At 68.8% G+C, this 18497-nt stretch carries 21 protein-coding genes; 7 read left to right on the forward strand and 14 right to left on the reverse strand.

Translation table 11 applies throughout. The features are described 5' to 3' along the window. Positions 1–153: 153 nt before the first annotated feature. Positions 154–1854, forward strand: a complete 1701-nt coding sequence (locus ACVN90_RS16595; RefSeq protein WP_475099302.1) for a vWA domain-containing protein — start codon at positions 154–156, stop codon at positions 1852–1854. Positions 1855–1881: 27 nt separating this feature from the next. On the opposite strand, the gene ACVN90_RS16600 is transcribed toward ACVN90_RS16595, so the two are convergent. Both ACVN90_RS16600 and ACVN90_RS16605 read right to left on the reverse strand, forming a co-directional pair. Further along, on the reverse strand, positions 1882–2052 hold the full coding sequence (locus ACVN90_RS16600; protein WP_475099303.1) for a hypothetical protein: 171 nt from the start codon (positions 2050–2052) through the stop codon (positions 1882–1884). A gap of 66 nt (positions 2053–2118) precedes the next feature. Next, complete coding sequence (locus tag ACVN90_RS16605) at positions 2119–2346, reverse strand: RNA-binding S4 domain-containing protein (protein ID WP_475099304.1); 228 nt, start codon at positions 2344–2346, stop codon at positions 2119–2121. Positions 2347–2427: 81 nt separating this feature from the next. Here ACVN90_RS16605 and ACVN90_RS16610 point away from each other — a divergent pair, with 81 nt between their 5' ends. From ACVN90_RS16610 to ACVN90_RS16620, 3 genes are read left to right on the forward strand one after another with little or no spacing between them, the layout of a single operon-like run. Further along, positions 2428–2766 (forward strand): ArsR/SmtB family transcription factor, encoded by a 339-nt coding sequence (locus ACVN90_RS16610; protein ID WP_475099305.1) that lies wholly within the window; start codon positions 2428–2430, stop codon positions 2764–2766. 1 nt (position 2767) lies between these two features. Further along, positions 2768–3415, forward strand: coding sequence for a dihydrofolate reductase family protein (locus ACVN90_RS16615; RefSeq protein WP_475099306.1), 648 nt, complete (start codon positions 2768–2770; stop codon positions 3413–3415). Positions 3416–3426: 11 nt separating this feature from the next. Further along, positions 3427–3888 carry an SRPBCC domain-containing protein gene (locus tag ACVN90_RS16620; protein WP_475099307.1) on the forward strand — a complete coding sequence of 154 codons (462 nt, stop codon included), beginning with the start codon at positions 3427–3429 and terminating at the stop codon, positions 3886–3888. A 44-nt stretch (positions 3889–3932) separates the two neighbouring features. Here ACVN90_RS16620 and ACVN90_RS16625 read toward each other — a convergent pair whose 3' ends face one another. The 3 genes from ACVN90_RS16625 to ACVN90_RS16635 form a co-directional block, all read right to left on the reverse strand. Next, positions 3933–4202 (reverse strand): hypothetical protein, encoded by a 270-nt coding sequence (locus ACVN90_RS16625; protein WP_475099308.1) that lies wholly within the window; start codon positions 4200–4202, stop codon positions 3933–3935. Between the two features lie 7 nt (positions 4203–4209). Further along, the gene (locus tag ACVN90_RS16630; protein WP_475099309.1) at positions 4210–4596 is read right to left on the reverse strand and encodes a hypothetical protein; all 387 of its coding nucleotides are present in this window, start codon (positions 4594–4596) and stop codon (positions 4210–4212) included. Between the two features lie 352 nt (positions 4597–4948). Continuing rightward, positions 4949–5527, reverse strand: a complete 579-nt coding sequence (locus ACVN90_RS16635) for a VanZ family protein (RefSeq protein WP_475099310.1) — start codon at positions 5525–5527, stop codon at positions 4949–4951. Positions 5528–5866: 339 nt separating this feature from the next. On the opposite strand from ACVN90_RS16635, the gene ACVN90_RS16640 reads away from it, so the two are divergent. After that, positions 5867–6508, forward strand: a complete 642-nt coding sequence (locus ACVN90_RS16640; protein WP_475099311.1) for an LON peptidase substrate-binding domain-containing protein — start codon at positions 5867–5869, stop codon at positions 6506–6508. 170 nt (positions 6509–6678) lie between these two features. Here the strand turns inward: ACVN90_RS16640 and ACVN90_RS16645 are convergent, their stop codons facing one another. Further along, complete coding sequence (locus ACVN90_RS16645) at positions 6679–7059, reverse strand: RidA family protein (RefSeq protein ID WP_475099312.1); 381 nt, start codon at positions 7057–7059, stop codon at positions 6679–6681. A 236-nt stretch (positions 7060–7295) separates the two neighbouring features. Here ACVN90_RS16645 and ACVN90_RS16650 point away from each other — a divergent pair, with 236 nt between their 5' ends. Beyond that, positions 7296–8120, forward strand: a complete 825-nt coding sequence (locus tag ACVN90_RS16650) for an alpha/beta fold hydrolase (RefSeq protein WP_475099313.1) — start codon at positions 7296–7298, stop codon at positions 8118–8120. Between the two features lie 312 nt (positions 8121–8432). Here the strand turns inward: ACVN90_RS16650 and ACVN90_RS16655 are convergent, their stop codons facing one another. Together ACVN90_RS16655 and ACVN90_RS16660 are read right to left on the reverse strand one after the other, a co-directional pair. Continuing rightward, on the reverse strand, positions 8433–8837 hold the full coding sequence (locus ACVN90_RS16655) for a hypothetical protein (protein WP_475099314.1): 405 nt from the start codon (positions 8835–8837) through the stop codon (positions 8433–8435). Between the two features lie 122 nt (positions 8838–8959). After that, positions 8960–9820 carry an EamA family transporter gene (locus ACVN90_RS16660; protein ID WP_475099315.1) on the reverse strand — a complete coding sequence of 287 codons (861 nt, stop codon included), beginning with the start codon at positions 9818–9820 and terminating at the stop codon, positions 8960–8962. Between the two features lie 411 nt (positions 9821–10231). On the opposite strand from ACVN90_RS16660, the gene ACVN90_RS16665 reads away from it, so the two are divergent. Then, positions 10232–12337 (forward strand): alkaline phosphatase family protein, encoded by a 2106-nt coding sequence (locus ACVN90_RS16665; RefSeq protein ID WP_475099316.1) that lies wholly within the window; start codon positions 10232–10234, stop codon positions 12335–12337. A 320-nt stretch (positions 12338–12657) separates the two neighbouring features. Here the strand turns inward: ACVN90_RS16665 and ACVN90_RS16670 are convergent, their stop codons facing one another. The 6 genes from ACVN90_RS16670 to ACVN90_RS16695 all read right to left on the reverse strand — a co-directional run bounded on the left by ACVN90_RS16670 (position 12658) and on the right by ACVN90_RS16695 (position 18327). After that, a complete protein-coding gene (locus ACVN90_RS16670; protein ID WP_475099317.1) occupies positions 12658–13239 on the reverse strand; it encodes a helix-turn-helix domain-containing protein in 582 nt (193 codons plus the stop codon). A gap of 81 nt (positions 13240–13320) precedes the next feature. Then, positions 13321–14130, reverse strand: coding sequence for a hypothetical protein (locus tag ACVN90_RS16675; RefSeq protein WP_475099318.1), 810 nt, complete (start codon positions 14128–14130; stop codon positions 13321–13323). A gap of 260 nt (positions 14131–14390) precedes the next feature. Then, on the reverse strand, positions 14391–15014 hold the full coding sequence (gene hxlA, locus ACVN90_RS16680) for a 3-hexulose-6-phosphate synthase (RefSeq protein ID WP_475099319.1): 624 nt from the start codon (positions 15012–15014) through the stop codon (positions 14391–14393). Positions 15015–15037: 23 nt separating this feature from the next. Then, the gene (hxlB, locus tag ACVN90_RS16685) at positions 15038–15610 is read right to left on the reverse strand and encodes a 6-phospho-3-hexuloisomerase (RefSeq protein WP_475099320.1); all 573 of its coding nucleotides are present in this window, start codon (positions 15608–15610) and stop codon (positions 15038–15040) included. Positions 15611–15624: 14 nt separating this feature from the next. Next, positions 15625–16893, reverse strand: a complete 1269-nt coding sequence (locus ACVN90_RS16690; RefSeq protein ID WP_475099321.1) for a Glu/Leu/Phe/Val family dehydrogenase — start codon at positions 16891–16893, stop codon at positions 15625–15627. A gap of 132 nt (positions 16894–17025) precedes the next feature. Beyond that, positions 17026–18327 carry a flavin-containing monooxygenase gene (locus ACVN90_RS16695; RefSeq protein ID WP_475099322.1) on the reverse strand — a complete coding sequence of 434 codons (1302 nt, stop codon included), beginning with the start codon at positions 18325–18327 and terminating at the stop codon, positions 17026–17028. Positions 18328–18497 lie beyond the last annotated feature (170 nt).

Raw genomic sequence — 18497 nt, forward strand, 5'->3', positions numbered from 1 at the left:
GTCCTGGCGTGGACCGGGCCGGCGCGACCGGGGCATCGGGACTGCTCGTCGCCTATACTCCACTGAAGTATCCCCCCAAATACGATGTCGTATTCCTCAGGTACGACGTGGTATCCCGAAGCGGGCCCCCGCCCGCCGTCCATCGGAGTGCATGTGGTTCGAGTGCAGCCGAACACGCCCGTCAGCAGTGACTCCCCGACGCGCGCCGCCGTCCGCGCCGCGCAGCGGCGGAAGCGCTCCCTGCTGCTTCTCGGCGTCATCCTCGTCCTGGTCGTCGCGCTGGCCGTCGTCCTGGGCATCTTCCTTACGCGCGGGAGCAACGGCGAACCCGAGCAGCAACCGGCATCGACGAGCGGATGTCTGGCGTCGGGTCTGCGCATCACCGCGGATCCCGCGATCACGGGAGCGCTCGAGGCGATCGTCGCCGACCTGCCGGAGTCCGGCTCCGACTGCCCCGACGTGACCATCCGCGCCGAGGACAGCGCGGTCACCGCTGCGGCGCTGGCCGCGGGCTCGGAACCGGAGTTCGACGTCTGGGTGCCCGACTCGGCGATGTGGCCCGCTCGGGCAACCGGCCAGGCCGAGCTCACCGGTGTGGACGCGGCAGACCTCGTCGTGAGCGACGCCGTGGCCAGCACCCCGGTCGTCTTCGCGGCGACGGAACCCACGGCGGCTGCCCTCGCATCGGCGGCTGCCGGGTTCTCGAGTATCGCCGGACGCGCGGTCGCCGCCGTCCTGCCGGATCCGTCGACGGTCGCCGCGAGCTCCGCGGCGCTGCTCGCGCTGCAGACCGCCCTCGGCGGGGATGCGCGTGCTTTCACGGCGCTCGTGCTCGGCCTCGACACCGGGGTCGTTCCCACCGCCGCCGATGCGCTCACGGCGGTATCCGCTGCCACCACGCCGACGATCGCCGTGACCACGGAACAGGCCCTGCTCGAGTACGGCGAAGGGGCCGGGACCCCGCTCGTGCCGATCTACCCCGCCGACGTGAAGCCGGCGGTGGGCGTGCCCCTCGTGACGCTCGCCGAGGCCTCGGCCGACACGCGCAAGGCCGCGGACGCGTTCGCCGCGGCCGTCGCGAGCGGAAGCGCCCATCTCTCCGAGCACGGCCTGCGCGATGCGGCCGGCAATGCGCCGGACTCGCTGTCGGACTCCGCAGACGCGGAGGTCTCGGCCGAGCCCATCGACAGCGCCAATCAGGCCGAGGCGCTGCGCACCTGGCAGATGCTCACGGCGCCGTCGCGGATGCTCTCCCTCAACGACGTCTCGGGTTCGATGCTTCAGCCGGCGACCGCCGACATGCGACGCATCGACCTGTTCGAGCAGGCCGCCGTCCGCGCCGTGAACTCACTGTCGGACGATTCGTCGCTCGCCACCTGGGTGTTCTCGAGCCGGCGGATCGGCGGACAGGACTGGCAGGAGATCGTCCCGTTCGGCCCCCTGGGCGATCCGGCGCACAAGCAGCGCACGATCGACACTGCGAACGGACTCGACAGCCTGGTCGGCGGCGGCACGGGACTGTACGACAGCGTGCTCGCGGCGGTGCAGTACATGCGCGACACGTACGTCCCCGGTCAGGTGCATCTGGTCCTGCTCAACACCGACGGGGTCAACGAGGACGACGACGGCCTCGGCCTGCCGGAGCTGCTCGCACAGCTCGAGACGCTGCGGGATCCGACGAAGCCCATCGCCGTCATCGCCATCGGCTACGGACCCGACACCGACCAGGCCGCTCTGGAGCAGATCGCAGCCGCCACTGACGGTGCGGCGTATCAGGCGCTGCAGCCGACAGACATCGGCACCGTGCTCATCGACGCAGTCACCCAGCGCGGCTGCCGCCCGAACTGCGGCTAGGGGCCGCCGGTCGGTGACGGGGCTCGATCAGTCCTGCGCGAGGCGCAGCCCCGCGGAGGTGAAGTAGGTCACCGCGCCGGTGGCATCCTCGACCCCGAACACCCACTTTCCGGAAGGCGTCGCCCGCATATCGATGATGATGCCGCGGGCGTTCGGCGTGAAGACATCGTCACCGGGCTTGAATGCGGTCGGGGTCATACCTCGGATGGTACGAGGGCCGGTCGCGCCTCGCCTCCCCCGTGAGACGGATCTTGTCCTCAGCCCTTACGGGCAGACGCGGACCGCGCGCCCCTCGAAGGTGACGACGTCGCCGAGCTGCAGCTGCCGTCCGCGGCGGCGATCGACCTCGCCGTTCACGAGCACATAGCCGTCGATGATGGCTTCCTTCACGTTCCCACCGGAGTCGAGGAGTCCGGCGAACTTGAGGAACTGCCCGAGGCGAATGGATTCGCTGCCGATCGGGACGTCTTCGATCGGAGCCGGGTTCGTCATCCCCGAATGCTAGCCGACCACGGTAGCGCCCCGATCAGGCCAGCCTTGACGGGTCTCGGCGCATGGGCAATAGTTAGGCATATGCCTAACTATTCCGGAGAGCTGGATGCTGTGCTCCGCGCTCTCGCGGACCCCACTCGCCGCGCGGTCGTCGAGCGGCTGGCGAAATCGCCGGCCGTCGTGTCCGAGCTGATGACGCCGTTCTCGATGGCGCTGCCGTCGCTGCTTCAGCACCTGCGCGTTCTCGAGGATGCCCGAGTCGTCACCTCGAGCAAGCAGGGACGCGTCCGCACGGTGAGCCTGCGGCCCGGCGCGCTCGACGTCCTGCATCTCTGGCTCGGCGAGCAACGAACCTCTGCGGAACGCCAGGCAGACCGCCTCGGCATCCACCTGGCCCGCACCACATCGAAGGAGATCTGACATGACCCGCGTTCGCATCGACGTGTTCTCGTCGCTCGACGGCTACACGTCGGCACCCGACCCCGAGGCCGACAACCCGATGGGCGACGACTGGGGTCCGCTGACCGCGGCCTACGCGGCGACGCGCACCTTCCGACAGAAGGTCTTCGGCGACACGAGCGGCGCGGGCACGACCGGGCTCGACGAGTCGTTCGCCGCCGCGTTCTTCGAGGGCGTGGGCGCCGAGATCATGGGCGCGGCGATGTTCGGTCTGCACGCGTTTCCCGATGACCCGGACTGGAAGGGCTGGTGGGGTGACCAGCCGCCGTTCGGCACCCCCGTCTACGTGCTCACCCACTCCGCGCCCCGGCCGTCGATCCCGATGGCCGGCGGGACGACGTTCGAGTTCCGCACCGGCGCGATCGAGGACGTGCTCGCCGAGGCGACGACCGCCGCCGGCGGTCTCGATGTGCGGGTCGGCGGCGGCGTGCGCACGGCGCGCGAATTCCTCCGCGCCGGACTCGTCGACGACCTCCACGTCGCGATCGCGCCGATCGTGCTCGCTCGCGGCGTCCGCGTCTGGGACGACCTCCGGGGCCTCGAATCGACCCACAGGGTGCAGACCCAGGTCGCCGAGAGCGGCACGATCCACGTCACCTTCACCCGCTAGGACACACTCCGATGACGATCGACCGCCGACTGGCCCACTCCGGATTCACGCTCACGCGCGACTACCCCGTGCCCATCGAGAGGATCTGGCAGGCGTTCGCCGACGGGGAGCAGAAGCGCCGATGGATCGGCGACGGAGACGCGTTCGAGCCTGGCGAGTGGGCGTTCGACTTCCGCGTCGGCGGACGCGACGTCGACGAGGCGCGGTTCCACGGCGGGCCGCTCTCGCGGTACGAGGCGGTCTACACCGACATCGTCGAACACGTTCGCATCGTCACGACCTATGACATGTGGCTCGACGGCACCCACATGTCCACGTCGGTGGCGTCGTTCGAGTTCGAGCAGATCCCCGACGGCACCATGCTCACGCACGTCGAACACGGCGTCTTCTTCGACAGGTTCTGGGCGGACGGCCCGAACCGCGAAGAGGGCACCCGAGGCCTGCTCGAATCCCTCGCCCGTCATCTCGAATAGCACTCGAGCGGCAGGATGCTGCGTCCCCCGCGTCTCGGAGAGACCTACCAGACGGTGCCGCCGCCGATCGAGATGCCACCCCACGTCAGCGCGATGAAGATCGCAGCGAAGACGACGGGCGCGATGCCCTTGCCGTTGCGCGCGAGCCCCTTGAGGAGGGCGATCACGGCGAGAATGGCGGCGACGATCGAGAGTGCGCCGCCCAGGATCAGCCCGATGAACAGAGGGATGGGCATGAGCACGAGGCCGGCCAGCGCGAACCAGAACGCGGCCCAGGCAGTCGGGTTGGACTGACGTTCGACGGAGGAGGACATGGCCCCATCATCTCGTGCCGCGCGGGTAGTAGATGACAGTCACGCTGTCGCTGAGCGCTGTGCGCTCTCCCTCCCCGACATCACTCTCGGGGAACGTGAATGTCCCGGCTTCGATGCGAGTGCCGCTCTCCAGCGTGCTGCCGACGCCCAGGCCCGCACCGCACCCCATCTGCTCCCACTCCCCATCCCGAATCTGAATAAGACACAGAGTGTCGTTCGCGCCGCGGGCAAGATACAAGTCAGCACCCTCGACCTCCCCGACGAAACGGGTGGTGTCAGCGTCGACCTCCTGCGAAGAAGCGTCGGAAACGACATCGCGATCAGTCTGCGGCGATTCGAATTCGGGAAGTGTCGTCGGAGCACAAGCGGCGAGCACCAGTACGAGGGAGATCATCAGAAGCGCTGCTGCTCGTGACCGCATTCCCGCACCATATCAATGGCTCAACCTCATGCACAGGAATCGGCTTGGTGTCGAGCTCTGGCCTCAGTCAGTTGGAGCGAGCTGGGCGAGGATCGCTCCGTGGGGGCGAGGCTTCGGGTAGCGGCCAGTCCTGGTGTGGGTCTCGATCTTCGGTCGCCATCGTGCTGGGGATCCGAATGCCGGCGAACTGATTCCGCTTGAGACGCCCCGATGCTGCCGCATTCGCCGTCCAGATCAAGAGGGCGCCGGCGCCGATCATCACGACGAACAAGACGATCCTCGTGATCCAGTCGTTGTCCACACCTCGACGCCATCCTGCTGCCGATCAGCCGCCACCCTGTCGTTCCACGACGACATCGCGCTGCGGTCCGTAGTTGAGCGGCGACACGACGAACGCGACCACGGCGGCGAGTGCGAGCGCGGAGATGATCACGCAGACGCGAGTCATGACAGCGGTCGCATGCTCGCCGGCGGTTCGGCGCACGGCGAGGAACATCGCCCACCCGACGAGCGCTCCCCCGGTGTTGACGACGAGGTCGGTGGTATCGAAGCTGCCCGTCGAGATGATGTGCTGAATGCTCTCGAGCAGGAGGCTCGTGCCCAGCGCGGCAAGACCTGCCTTCCACCACGTCCAGATTGGTGCGAGTGCCCCGAGGAAGAGACCGAACGGGACGAAGAGCACGAGGTTGATCAGCATCTCGGCCGGCGTGCTGGCGCCCGCATCTCCGCTCGGCAAGAACGGCACGAGTTTGATCGGCCGGGCGAGCCCCGCGGCGTCACCGATCCACGGCGTCTCGAGCTTCCACAGCACCACCCATGTCAGGAGTGCGAGGTAGACCGCGAACGCGAGGATCAGAATCACGCGGTTGCGGCCCGGCGGGTGCCTCGTGGTTGAGGAAGTCACATGGCATCTTCTCGCGAGACGCTAGGCCGTCGGATTCTGCGTGCCGCGATCGCGGCGAAGCATCCGATCAGGACCCCGCTGCCCCGTGCCCAGATCGGGCGTGTACCTCGAGTCGACCAGGCAGGAATATTCGGCGCCGTTCCTCATCACTGAAACAGCCAGCCCACTCATCGCACTCACGCCGGCGAGGACCAGCACGAACCCGAGGACGAAGGCAGAGATCACCACCGGATCGGAAGTGGTCGCCGCGCCATCGGCCCATCATCACACTGATCCCTCGTCGCGGGTGGCTCATCGAAGGAGGACCGGGCGAAGCGTCCGGCTGATTGACTGGTGCCTATGGACGCCGTCGCGATGTTCCCGTTGGGTAGCGTCCTGCTGCCGTACACACCGCTGGCGCTGCGGGTGTTCGAACCGCGCTACCTCACCATGATCGGTCACCTGCTCGACGTGGAGGATCCTGAGTTCGGAGTGGTCCTCATCGAACGGGGGCTCGAGGCGGGCGGCGGGGATCAGCGCTCCTCCATCGGCACAATGGCGCGGATCCTGCAGATCGAGGCGGGCGCCACGGACCTGTACGTGGTCGCCGTGGGCGGGGAGCGGATCACTGTCGACCGATGGGGCGAGGACGACCCGCACCCGGTGGCCGACGTGTCGAGGATGGCTCCGCTCGTGTGGGACGAGGCGCTCGCGCCGCTCCACCGCGAGGCGGAGCGGATCGTGCGCCGCCTCGCGGCTCTCGCTTTCGCTCTTGATGAGGCTCGATGGGATCCCGGGACTGACATTTCGGATGATCCGGTGGAGTCGTCCTGGCAGCTCGCCGCGATCGCTCCGTTGGGCGAGTACGACCGGTTCCGTCTGCTGAACTCGACCAGTCTCGGAGGCCTGCTCGGCGGCATCATCGACCTGTGTCTCGAGGAGGAACCAGTGCTCATCGCGCGCGCCGCCGATGCGCGCGACGCGGATGCCGGCGACTCTTGAGGCCACGGAGCGCAGGCTCGGGTAGCGCAGCAGAAGAGGTTCCAACGCAGCGCGTTCAGGATGCCGCCTGCCGTGCGTCATCCTCTGAGACGCCGAGCTTTGAGCGCCGGGTCACGGACGTTCACGCGGCGTGCGAGGCGAGCGCATCTCGGATCAGCTCGAATCGGGCGCTACGCGGTGACAGCGGTCGCCCGGATGGACACGAGGATGCCGGGCACGTCGACCCCTAGCTTCGCGACGTACCGTGCGGGCGGGGCGGACGTGAACCAGCGAGCGTACTCCTCGTTGAGCCCCGCGAAGTCCTCCGGCCTCGTGAGCAGGATGCCGATCTCGACGACGTCTTCGAGGCTCGCCCCGCCCGCCCGCAGGATCGCCTCGCAGTTCGCGAGTGCCTGGCGTGTCTGGTCCTGGATGGTATCGCCGGCGAGCGCCCCGGTGTCAATGTCGACGCCCACGGTCCCCGAGACGTAGACGTGCGTGCCCGCCCGCACGGCCTGACTGTAGAACGGCGAACTCGGAGCGTCCTGCGTGGTGATGATCTCCTTCGGCATCGCGAGCCTCCTCGTGGCGTAGGTACCGCTGATGCCGTGCATGCTCGCAGAAGATCGCGGGCAGTGCCAGAGGCTCGGGAGTACCCGACTGGCGGAATCGGAGCCGGCAACATGCCCACTACTCGCAGTGCGGGCGGCATCGACGCTCGATCGGCGGGCCGGGACTAGCCTGAGTGATGGGAGGGGGCACCACGGTGGGTGCGGACGAATCCGATCAGAGGGATCAACGCTCAGCGATGAGCATGGTCGCCGTGGGAGCTGCCCGGCTGCAGGTCCTCGATGAGGGCTCGGGTGAGCCCGTCGTGTTCATCCAGACGGCACTCACCGCGGACGAGTTGACCCCCTTGGCCGACCGGTTGTACGACCGGTTCCGGACGATCCTCTACCACCGGCGCGGGTACGGAGGCAGTACCCCAGCTGCGAGCCCAGGATCGATCTCCTTGGACGCGGTCGACTGTCGCCGCCTGCTCGATGCGATGCAGATCCCGCGGGCACACGTGGTCGGGCTTTCCTACAGCGGGGCGGTCGCGATGCAACTGGCCGCGGATGCGCCGGAGCACGTGCACACCCTGACACTGGTGGAGCCGCCACCGGTTCACGTTCCGAGCGCTGCCGAGTTCCGAGCCGCCAACGAGCGGCTCTTCGCGGCTCGCCACGCCCGCGGCCCGGAAGTGGCACTCGAGGAGTTCTTGACGCTCGTCATCGGCCCGGACTGGCGGACGGACATGGAGCGGCACGTACCCGGATCGGCCGAGCAGACGCGGCGGGATGCGCGCACGTTCTTCGACACCGACCTGCCCGCACTTCTGGCCTGGCAGTTCTCGGCGCAGGACGCGAACCGCATCAAGTGCCCGGTCCTTCACGTGGGCGGCACTGACAGCGGCCCTTGGTTCACCGAAGTCCGCCGCCTCATCTTGGCTTGGTTCCCACATGCCGAGGACGTGGTGTTGGTAGGCGCCGATCACTCGCTCGCCCTCACCCACACCGACGAGGTCGCCGCGGCCCTCATCTCGTTCTTACGACGCCACCCGATCTCATCAAGAGGCGAGCCATCCCACTAGCCGGTCCACCATCAGGCGGCAGTCCATGGAGCCCGGCATTGGCGTGCTGAAGCCGTTCAGTCTCCGACGCTCCCGGGTAGGACGTCATCCGAAGCTACCGCCACGGTCGACGAAGGGCAGATGGAGCCCCAGCATCGGGAGGTCGCGGTGGGATGCAGGGACGAGGTCGCGAGCCAGCGTGTGCCACCCCGCCGCGCCTAGCTCCACTGTCGTATCTGGCATGCATCGACCGCAGCGGCGTCGCTCCCCGGCGCGGATGTTCTGCCTTAGGCGTGACGGAGTTTCATCCGGGGGCTCGACCCCTGGACGAGGTCAGACCTCGACAGTCACTGTGGCCTGGGCGGGTCCTCCGCATTGCTCGCTTCCTCCGACCCGGACCCAGGCAGGTGCCGCGGGAAGGTCGTCGAGCACGGAGCCGTCGACTCCGATGATGCGAACCGTGACCTCATCCAGGTTGAGCATGTCGGTCGAGAAGGTCCACGTGTTGTCGTCGTGGTCAGCGAGGGCGATAAGCGCGAGCGGGTCGGCGGGATCCGTGTCTGAACGCGGCGCGCAGCCGTCAGAGGTGCACAACTGGACGTCGGCGACATTCGCGACGCCCCCATCGAGCTCCACTACGAGCGTGTTACTCCATCCGATGGCGGGACATGCAGTTCCGAGCGGCATGCACCCAGCCAGCCCCATCGAGCTGGCCGCGATAACGGCGAAGACCACCATCGATCCGCGCCGCCCCGAGGTCATGGAGTGAGCTTATTGGTGCTGCCGCCTGCACGTGACCCATGGTCTGTCGGGCATCGTCTGAGCGACGCCTACGTGCGACCGCTCGGGAGCGGCCGACCTCAGACGGCGAGCAAGGCGATCCCCGCAACGACGACCGCGGACGCCGCCAGCCGCGCACCGGGCCGCGCCTCCCGCAGCACGAACGCGCCGAAGAGGCTCACCAGCACGACGCTCACCTCGCGCATCGGCGCGACGATCGACACCGGCGCGACGGTGACGGCCGCCAGCACCAGGATGTACGACAGCGGCGACAGGATGCCGAACACGAGCAGCCGCCGCCAGTCGCGTCGCAGCATCCGCAGCCCCTCGGGGAGACGCCGCCCCAGGAGCATGGTGAAGACCGGCACCTCTAGCGCGGTGCAGCCGACCATGAAGGCGACCGGTGAGATCTGCCACGTGCGGATGGCCTGGGCGTCCCAGAGCGTGTACGCCGCGATCGCCGCGCCGGTGAGGAGCCCGAACACGATGGCCGGGTCGATGGCGCTCGCGCGGGTCGCGCCGGCGCGGTCGATGAAGCCGATGCCGATCACCCCCGCGAGGATCGCCGCCACGCCGACGAGCGCGACCGGCGACGGGCGCTCGCCGAGCACCGCGATCGCGATCACGACCGTGAGCAGCGGCCCGCTGCCGCGCGCCGTGGCGTACACGGTCGACAGATTGCCGACTGCGTAGCCGCGTTGCAGCACGAGCATGTAGACGACGTGAAGCACCGCAGACACGGCGACTCCCAGAGCGAATCCGCCCAGTTCGCCTCTGACGCCGCCGGTGAACGGCACGACCGGCAGCCACAGCGCCGTGCTGACCAGCGACCCGGCCCACAGGAACGACAGGCCGGATCGGCTGGCCCCGTGTGCGATCACATTCCAGGCAGCGTGCGCGACCGCCGCAGCGAGGACGAGGAGGATGGCGACAGCGGACACGCGGGACCCTTCCGTCCGCCGCGGGCGCGACGAACCGGGTCCTCCGGGCTTTTGTCCTGTCAGATGACGACGCTCCGCACGGGCGGTGCACCGTGGCGCCGCTCGGACCAGGCGAGCCGAGACTCCGGAACCCTAGGCGCTATCGCGCACACCGTACCAGGCGGACATGTCGCCTTGGTCACGTCCTGGCACGGCACTCGATGCGCGACATGTATTGACAAGACGTCGTCGAAGACCCAGTTGTTCACCTGGCTGCACGCAGACTTCCGCGGATTGGCGAACGGGCCCCGTGAATCCGGGGCAAACATGTCTTTACACCTCTCGATTTGGCCCCCACGGCACCTTCGATCTCCGAAGACTGGGCAGCAGCGGCACCCGATGCCGCATGTCAGCAACCACGGAAAGGCCCCCATGCCCTCGCCGAACCGCGCAGTCCGCGCCGTCTCGACCTCGTTCCTCGCCGCGGCGATCGTCGCCGCTCCCCTCTGCGTCCAGGGCGCAGCCTCACCGGCCGCCGCAGCGACAGCCGTCGCAGCCTCGGCCGACGCTCGCACCGCGAAGACCCTCGTCATCGGCGTCGACGGTGCGAGCTTCGACTTCCTCGAAGCAGCCGAAATGCCCAACCTCGATGCACTGCGCGCTGCCGGCCTGACCTCGACGAGCAACCTCTACGCTCAGCCGATGGCCGGCACGGTCTCGGGGCCGGGCTGGTCGAGCATCGCCACCGGTGTCTGGCCCGACAAGCACCGCGTCGTCGACAACAGCTTCAGCAACCCGAACTACGCCGAGTTCCCCGACTACCTGACCCGCATCGAGGCCGCCGCGCCGGATCGCTCGACCCTCGTCGTCGGAACCTGGTCGCCCGTCCCGCAGACCATCTTCGGTCCGGCCGTCGACGAGCGCATCGCCGGCGGGAACGACGCCGGCACCACGGCACGAGCTGTGACCGCGCTCTCCACCGGCGACCCCGACGACGTGTTCGTGCACCTCGACGAAGTCGACGGCGCGGGGCATTCGGTCGGCACGAACGGCGCCGCCTACGGTGCCGCGCTGAAGCGCGCGGATGCCCAGATAGGCGAGATCCTCGGCGCCGTCCGAGCCCGTGCCACCTATGCTGACGAGGACTGGACCATCGTCGTCACCGCCGACCACGGCCACACGCCCACCGGTGGCCACGGCGGCAACACCGCTGCCGAGCGCAAGACGTTCGTGATCGCCGCGGGTCCCGGCATCCCTGCCGCTTCCGTCCGCAACGACGTCAAGGTCGTCGACATCGCTCCGACCGTGATCGCCGCCGCAGGCGTCACCCCCGATGCCGCGTGGAACCTCGACGGCACCGCAGTCGGCGACCTGAAGGCCGATGACTTCGACGCGCTCCGACCCATGCTGCAGGGCAAGGTCGACGAGACACGTCCCGCGGCCGGCGTGGTGGGCTGGACGCACACGACGCCCGACGGGTGGAGCATCGACAACTCGAAGATGCCCGCCGGTGGCGTCGCCGAGTGGGCAGGCTGGTCGTTCGCGACCGACGAGTTCTGGACCGGCGTCGAACTCGGCCAGCGTCGCGAGACGAGCGTTCGCAGCCGCGACGTGTTCGCTGTCGCCGACTCCGACGAGTGGGACGACAAGTCGCACGCTGCCGGCCAGTTCGACTCCACGCTGGTGAGCCCGGCGTACCCGCTGACCGGCGCCGCGACCGCGACCCTGACCTATGCCACCAACTACTTCATCGACGGCCCGCAGTCGGCGGAGGTGTCGGTGAGCTTCGACGGCGGCACTCCGCAGCCGCTGAAGGCGTACTCGGCCAACACGAACACGAACGAGCGCCTGACCTTCGACACCCGGGCCGGCGCCCGCACGGCCCAGTTCCGTTTCCACTACACGGGCACGAACAGCGCGTTCTGGACGGTCGACCGCGTCCGGCTCGACCAGGATGCGGCTCCGGTCACTCCCGACACGACCAAGCCCGTCGCGACGCTCGTGGCGCCGACCACGGCCGGCCCGCTCCGCACCATCGAGGTACAGGTCGACGCGACCGACGACCGGGGCCTGAAGCGCATCGTCGCGAACATCTATCGCGACGGCACGCTCGTCAAGAGCACGCAGACCCCGATCGGCGGCGCCACGAGCGGCACGCACCGCGCGACGGTGACGCTTCCCGACGGCGCGTACACGGTGAAGTTCAATGCCGAGGACCTCGCCGGCAACATCGCGAAGACCGGCACCGCAGCGTTCACGATCGACGCGACACTGCCGACCGCGACGGTCAAGACCGGCGCCGGTGAGACCATCGGCGCCGACGGTACCTACGAGAAGGTCAGCTTCAAGCTCTTCGACGCCGGCAAGATCGACAAGGTCGAGCTGAACGGTGTCGTCAAGGACCTCTCGAACAACATCTGGTCCGACCTCAACTTCGTGAAGCCGGGTATGTTCGGCGCCGTCGTCGGTCAGAACACACTCGTCGTCGCCGACGTCGCCGGCAACTCTTACACGGTGGTCTTCACCCTCCTGGGCTGACGAACAGCAAGCGAATGCCCCGGGAGCGGTTCACCTGCTCCCGGGGCAACCCGCATTCGCGATGGTGCACGCGGACGCTCGCGGGGGTGTCGCAAGCTACGAGCCCGAGAGCGACGCGGACAGGCCCCACGCCACTGCTTGCACAGCAGTGCGCGGCACCGCTGGGCAGCCCGCGGTCCTGCTCTCGTTCGACGCGATGTCTCGAGCGGCGATGGCGGCACCGAGGAACCAACCACCAGGTCGGCCACATGCCGAAGATGGTCTACGGACGATGTCACGAAGGCCCGCGAGGACCTCATCGCGGCTGAGTTCGGTGCTGGTCACGCGCCCGCCAACTCGTTCTCTTCGATGAGCACTCCCCTGCGCAGGAACGGCTCGGCGACGGCGGTGATGTCTGCGGGAAACGGCAACGGCAACGCCGCCCGCTGAGGCTCCCACGGCTCGTCGGCGTCCCCACGGCGTTCGGTGACCCATCCAGGAAGCGGGGCACCAGCTTCCGCCAATCGGTACTCCACGAGCGCCGCCACAGCGTCGTCCCAGCGCCTGCCAGTGAGGTCAGGCTCCTCGGCGGACAGCAGCACCTTCGTGACAGGGTCCACAGCGGCGAGGTCATCGGCGAGCTGAATGAACTGCCGGTAGGCGAGACGGGGGTTGCCGGCATCCTCGGCCTGCGCGATGGCATCCGCGGATGCCGCGACGGTGCTCCGCCCCCGCGCGAGGACGGGAACGAAGGTGACACCGATCGCGTCAGCGATGCGCTGCGCGGTCTCGGTGGTCGGGTGTCGCCGAGCATTCTCGATGGCCGAGAGGTTCGTGATGCCCACACCCGATCGCGTTGCCGCCTCACCCAGGCTGACACGAGCGCGACGGCGGGCGCGTCGCAGAGAGTTCACGATGGTCATTTCGCACCTCCCAGTTATCGACTTAGATAAGTCTACCCTCCCACGCTTCGGGGCGCCGCTCGGACAGGGATTCACTGGTGGTCAGTTGAAGCTGGAGACGATCGCGCCGATGAGCAGTGCGGCAAGCGGCGCCGTGAGGATGGTCAGCGTGATGTGCCAAGCGCGGGGGTTGGGTCGACGCAGGGGTATCAGCCAATAGGCGGCTTCAGCGGCGCCAACGACCCAGAAGACGCTGGCGATCGCGCCGCGCGGAAGCGTCGCTCCACCCTGCATCACGGCAAGCGCCGTCCACGCGCCGAGCCAGTACCCACCTGCAGCGACCGCGAGTAGCACGAGCCCAATCACGATCCGGAGAACGGGCGAGCGGCCGATTGCGAGCACCATCCGGACAAACCCGTCCATGACCCGAGACCACAAGCCGGGTCGAACGGCGGCACCACTCGAATCGGGGGCCCAGCCGTGCAACTGGGCGAGGAACCGGTGCCGCCGACGGTACATGGACGCCGGCAAGAACGAGCCTGAGTTCAGCATGATCGGAGTCAGCGGGCTCCATCGATCCGGCGCCGCCGGTAGCGACCACTGGACCATCGGCCACTCGAGATCGGCCCGATCGACGGACAGAATCGCGGCACGCGGGATCCGTCGAGTGCGGAGAAAGCCGACGATGTGCAGCATCTCCGAATCAAAGGCGATACGCGCGATGAGGCAGCGTGCAGCCGCCCAAGCACTCACGGCGACTGCCCCCAGCGCGAGGACCGCGAGCCAGACACTCCCCAGGCCCCACGCCGCATAGACCAAGATGGCGCCGCAGCCGACGCCGATCACGCACGCCGAGAAATACATCGCGGTGATGCCACGCTCAGGGCGAAACACTCCCGAGGATGCCGCCATCGCCACATGCCTTCCCACTCAGCCCGAGACATCCTCGCATCCCGGACAACCCGCTCACCCACAAAGACGGCGGCCTGTGGACAACTCCCTACCCGGGTCGGTCGACCGACCTCAACCACCGCACCCGGCCAACTTCTCGTGCACACATGGTGCACACATACGTGCACACATCGGGACGGCCGGCTCGCCTGATTCCGAGCACGTCGAAGCGCGGCATCCAGCGGAATTTCGCTCTTGACCAGCCGTTCGGAGTCCGTCGGTCAGTCGATGGCCGCGCGCAGGAGAGCGGCGGCCTCCTCTACGTTGTCTGAGCTGTAGATGGCGCTGCCGGCCACAGCGATGCGGGCCCCTGACGCCTGCACCGACGCGATGCTCAACGCGTTCACGCCGCCGGCTACGGAGAACGGCACACCCGCGGCCTCGCCGTCGCGGAGGAGCGCGTCGAGCGAGTAGCCGGGCTGGGCCTGCTCGTCGAGGCCGGCGTGCATCTCGACGAACTCCGCGCCCAGGTCCACGACCTGCTTGGCGCGCGCGGGCTTGTCGGCGACGCCGATGAGGTCGACGACGACGCCCTTGCCGTGCTTCTTCGCCGCCTTGACGGCCCCGGCGATGGTGCTGTCGTCGGCAGTGCCGAGGACGGTGACGAGGTCGGCGCCGGCGCCGAAGGCGATCTCTGCCTCGAGCTCTCCGGCATCCATCGTCTTCAGGTCGGCGAACACCACCTTGTCCGGGTGCGCCTGCTTGATGGCGGTGATCGCCGACAGGCCCTCGCTTTTGATGAGCGGTGTGCCGAGTTCGAGGATGTCGACGTGCGGCGCGGCGGCCGCAGCGAGCGCGAGCGCGTGCTCGGTCGTGAGGGTGTCGATGGCGAACTGCAGCTTCATGGGTTTCCTTTCGTTGGCTGCGGTCATTCGAGGTTGGCGTGGCGGGGCCACAGGTCGTCGGCGGTGGCGCCAGAGGCGAGCCACAGCGTGTGGAAGACGGCATCGCCGATGACGACGACGGATTGTTCGAACAGGCTCCCCGCGTACTGCGCGGACTTCGCGCCCGAGCGGTCGAGCTTGCCCGCAGCCGGCACGATCACCGTCGCGACGGAGGCCGTCGCGAGTGGCGACGCCGGATTCGCCGTGATCGATACGACGTGCGCGCCGGCCTTGACGGCATTCTCTGCGGCGCGCACGATGCCGCCCGTGGTTCCGGAGCCGCTGGCGACGAGCAGCACATCGCCGCCTTCGATCGCAGGAGTGGTGGCGTCGCCCACGATATGAACGGTGAGGCCGACGTGCATGAGCCGCATGCCGGTCATCTGCAGGGCGAGGCCCGAGCGGCCGAGGCCGAGCACGAAGACGCGGCGAGCGTCGCGAAGGACCGCAGCGAGCTCGGCGATCTCGGCGGCGCGTTCGGTCGCGAGCGTCTCGGTGACGGCGCCGAGCTCCGAATCGATCAGCTTCAGCGCGTGCGCGGAGTGGGAGGGGGTCATCGGTTTCCTTCGGTTCAGGGGTACAGGCCGCGCAGGCGGTGGGCGTCGGCGACGCGCTCGACCGCGATCACCGTCGCCGTCTCGCGCAGCGAGCGCCCGGTGCGCTGCGCCTCGGCGTGCACGTGCGCCCAGCTGTCCGACATCCGCTCCCGCAGCCGTTCCTCGACCTCGCGGCTCGTCCAGCGGTAAGCCTGGTTCGCCTGCGCCCACTCGAAGTAGCTGACGATGACGCCGCCCGAGTTGGCGAGGATGTCGGGGACCACGACGATGCCGCGGTCGCGGAACACCTCGTCCGCCTCGGGCGTCGTCGGACCATTCGCACCTTCGACGACGATGCGCGCCTGCACGCGGTGCGCGTTGCCGGCGTGCAGCACGCCCTCGATCGCGCAGGGCGCGAGCACGTCGACGCGCAGCTCGAGCAGCTCCGCGCCGTCGATGGGCTCGCCGCCGGCGAAGCCGACGACCGACCCGGACGCCGCGACGTGCGCCTCGAGCGCATCGATGTCGAGGCCGCCGTCGGCGTGGACGGCGCCGTACTGGTCACTCACTGCGACGACACGGACACCGGATGCCGCGAGCAGGCGTGCCGCGCCGGCACCGACCTTGCCGAAGCCCTGCACCGCGGCCGTCGGCCGGTACGGCAGCATCCCGTAGGCGCTCAGCGCTTCGAGCGCGACGACCGTCACACCCACCGACGTCGCGTCGGCGCGGCCGAGCGATCCGCCGAGCGCCAGCGGCTTGCCGGTGACGGTGCCGGGGAGCGTGACCCCGCGGCCGGTCGAGACGGTGTCCATGATCCACGCCATGGTCTGCTCGTTCGTGCCGATGTCGGGCGCCGGGATGTCGCGCTCGGGGCCGATGAACTCGCCCAGCTCGCTGGCGTAGCGGCGGGTGACCCGCTCGAGCTCGGCTTGCGAGTGCGTCCGCGGGTCGATCGCGACGCCGCCCTTCGCACCGCCGTACGGGATGTCGACCAGGGCGCACTTCCACGTCATCCACATCGCCAGGGCGCGCACCTCGTCGAGGTCGACGCCCGGGCTGAAGCGGATGCCGCCCTTGGCGGGGCCGCGCGACAGGTTGTGCTGTACGCGGTGACCTGTGTACAGCGCGATCGATCCATCGTCGCGGCGCAGCGGCACGCTGACGGTCATCTCCCGGCGGGGCCGGGAGAGCATCTCGTAGAGGCCGTGGTCGAGCTCGAGGTACGCGGCGGCGTCCGAGAGCTGGCGCCGGGCCGAGGCGAGTGGCGAGCTGATGATCGGGATGGGGGCGGTGAGCGTCATTGCGGTTCCCTTCTTCGTGTCGATCTGGTCGGTCGGTCGGGCGAGGCGGCGGTCAGTCGTAGCCGAGGACGACGACCGCCTCGGTGATCGGGACCCACTGGTCCTCGATCACCGACGCATCGTGGGGCTCCATCACGCCACCGCCTCGGGCACCGGGTCGCTCTCGCGGGCGGCCGTGAAGGCGTCGAGCAGGCGCTGGGTGTCGGCCATCTGGTCGTTCCAGATCGCGCGCACGATGTCGATGCGGTGCTCGTCGTCCTGCAGCCCGCGGAGGTAGGCCCCGACGCCCGCGAAGCCGCCGTCGGCCGCCTCGTGGAGCTCGATCATGCGGATCGCGAGCTTCGCCTGCACGCCGTAGACCGGGATCTGCGGGCCGCGCGGGGCCGCCATGCCGATGTAGTAGAGCTTCTCGAGGCCCTTGGGCACGACGCCGCCGGCGTAGCGCAGCGGCGCGCCGTAGCGGCGCTCGACGAGGTCGTCGGCGAGGAACGGCAGGCTCGAGTGGAAGCCGGTCGCCCACAGGATCGTGTCGTACTCGCGGGCGGTGCCGTCGGTGAAGTGCACGGTCGTGCCGGCGATGCGCTCGATGCCGGGGCGGACCGTGACCCGGCCGTGCTGGAGCCAGTAGAGGAGCAGGCTGTTGACGACCGTGCTGCCTTCGGCGAGGGTGCGGTGCTTCGGCACGGGAAGGCCGGGGTAGTCCTTGGCCTCGCCGATCGAGATGCGGGCCAGCAGGCGCGAGATGAGGTCCTGCTCGTCGGACGAGAACTCGTTCAGCCACGCGACCTCCTGCCGCGGCACGCCGAAGTACGACTTCGGCTGGAAGTACGTGCCCTCGCGGATCACGATGTCGACCTCGTAGCGGTGCTGCGCGGCGTCGACGGCCAGGTCGCAGCCGGAGTTGCCGGCGCCCACCACGAGCACTCGCGTGCCCTCGATGTCGCCAGTGTTGCGGTACGAGCCGGAGTGCACCTGCTTCCCGGTGAAGTCGGCTGCGACCGGCGGGGTCTTCTGGTCCCACAGGTGCCCGTTGCCCACGAGCACGCCGTCGTAGTCGATGCGCTCGCCGGTGTCGAGGGTCACTGTCCAGCCTGCCGAGCCGACGGGGCCGTCGGTGGCGATCGGCTCGACCGACGTCACGGCGGTGTTGAAGCGGATCACCTCGTACAGGCCGTGGTGGCGGGCGTAGGACTCGATGTACTCGCGTACCTGGTCGCGGCGCGGGAAGTGCGGGTAGTCCGCCGGCATCGGGAAGTCCTCGAAGTGCGTCATGTCGCGCGAGGTGATGAGGTGCAGGGCGTCGTAGTCGGTGTGCCAGTGGCCGCCGACCCGGTCGGTCTTCTCGTAGCAGTCGGCGTCGTACCCGGCCTGGCGCAGCTGCTGCAGGGCCGAGATGCCGGCGGCGCCGGCACCGATAACCGCGTAGCGGGTCATGTCGTGTCCTTCGTTCGGGGTGGGTGTTGGAGGCTTGAGAACGACGTTACGAGCGTCTGAGCCAGAGGGAAAGGCTCACTATCTGATGACAGATAAAGGTTTCTCCTATGGTTCTTTCGAGGCGGGAAAGACGGATGCTGCACCCCGCCCTAACGGCGGGGTGCAGCATC

The organism is Microbacterium sp. F01 (assembly GCF_056156365.1).